The 1578-nt window shown below is 63.4% G+C and carries 2 protein-coding genes; both read left to right on the top strand.

Going from position 1 to position 1578, the window contains the following annotated elements:
• Positions 1-729: IS21 family transposase (gene istA / locus KVP10_RS21140; RefSeq protein WP_217966737.1), on the top strand; the 729-nt coding region annotated here is incomplete at its 5' end.
• Positions 726-1499: an IS21-like element helper ATPase IstB gene (gene istB / locus KVP10_RS21135; protein ID WP_088604826.1), complete on the top strand. Its 774-nt coding sequence runs from the start codon at positions 726-728 to the stop codon at positions 1497-1499. The genes istA and istB, both read left to right, overlap by 4 nt.
• The last annotated feature ends 79 nt before the right edge of the window (positions 1500-1578 follow it).

The following is a 1578-nucleotide window of genomic DNA, read 5'->3' as shown; positions in this document are numbered from 1 at the left end:
AAGGTCTTCATCAACGGCCTGCGCGCTCAGCCGGCCGACTCGCCGGTCGTTCGTTTTGAGACGCCGCCTGGTCAGCAGATGCAAGCCGACTTCACCCATATCCGGCGCGGCCGTGATCCGTTGCTGGCGTTCGTGGCCACCCTGGGCTACAGCCGCATGGCCTGGGTGAAGTTCACGACCGACGAGCGGGCCGACACGCTGTGCCGGTGTATAGGCGAGGCGTTCGATTACTTCGGCGGGGTGCCGCAACATGTCCTGTTCGACAACGCTGGCACCATCGTCATCGAGCGCGACGCCTACGGACCAGGCTTGCACCGCTGGCATCCTCAGATGCTGGCGCTGGCCGAGCGCTACGGGTTCACCCCGCGCCTGTGCCGCCCCTACCGGGCCAAGACCAAGGGCAAGGTGGAGCGGTTCAACGGTTATCTGAAGGGCAGTTTCTGCGTGCCGTTGGCGGCCACGCTCAAACAGGCAGGCCTGCGGTTCGATGCGCAGGCGGCTAACTCACACATTGGTCGCTGGCTCATCGAAGTGGCCAACCACCGAGTCCACGCCACCACCCGCGAGAGGCCCCAGGCGCGTATGCCCGCTGAGCAAGCCGCGCTGATGAGTCTGCCGGCCCTGTCCGCCAGCCTGCCCTCCGTACCGGTGCTTGAGCGGCCTATCCCGGTGCAGAGCCTGCAACACCCGCTGTCGGTCTACAACGCCTTGCTGGAGGTGCGCACATGAACAGCCTGCAGCATGCACGCATCGAACAGTTGTGCTTGATGCTCAAGCTGGATCGGATCGCCGCGGAGTGGCCTGGCATAGCCCAGCAGGCCGCCCAGGAGGAAGCCTCCCACGGTGACTTCCTGGAGCGGGTGCTGAACACGGAGAACCAGGCCCGCCTGGAACGTCAGCGTACGACCCTGCTGAACCTGGCGACACTGCCATCGATCAAGACGCTGGAGGAATACGACTTCGCCTTTGCCAGCGGTGCGCCCAAGGCACAGATCCAGGAATTGGCCTCGCTGAGCTTTGTAGAGCGCGCCGAGAATATCGTCTTCATCGGCCCCAGCGGCGTGGGCAAGAGTCACCTGGCCCAGGCCCTGGCCTATCGCGCTGTCATGGCCGGCATCAAGACCCGCTTCATCACCGCTGCCGACCTGATGCTGCAACTGGCCACCGCCCACAAGCAGGATCGGCTCAAGCAGTACTTCGCCCGCGCCATTGTCGGCCCCAGGCTGCTGGTCATCGACGAAATCGGCTATTTGCCCTTCGGGCGCGAGGAGGCCAACCTGTTCTTCAACGTGGTCGCCAAGCGCTACGAGCGCGGCAGCATCGTCGTCACCAGCAATCTGCCCTTCGGGCAGTGGTCATCAGCTTTCGCCGATGACCAGACCCTGACGGCGGCGCTGCTTGACCGGCTACTGCATCACGGCCACATCGTGCAAATCGCCGGTGAAAGCTACCGGCTCAAGGACAAACGCAAAGCGGGACAGGTAAAGATCAAACCGTAGTACCCAGGATGCCAGGGTGGGTCAGATTTACTCCGACGTTTCCGACGAAATGTGGGTCAGTTTTCAACCGACGTTGACA

The organism is Candidimonas humi, assembly GCF_019166065.1.
In the GTDB taxonomy this organism is placed as follows: Bacteria; Pseudomonadota; Gammaproteobacteria; order Burkholderiales; family Burkholderiaceae_B; genus Candidimonas; species Candidimonas humi.
The sequence above is the reverse complement of the archived record's forward strand: the minus strand, read 5'-3'. Positions and strand labels throughout refer to the sequence as shown.

What these genes read in the sequence shown, in the direction of transcription:
- istB (WP_088604826.1), top strand. Translation starts at nt 726, where the DNA reads ATGAACAGCCTGCAGCATGCACGCATCGAACAGTTGTGCTTGATGCTC.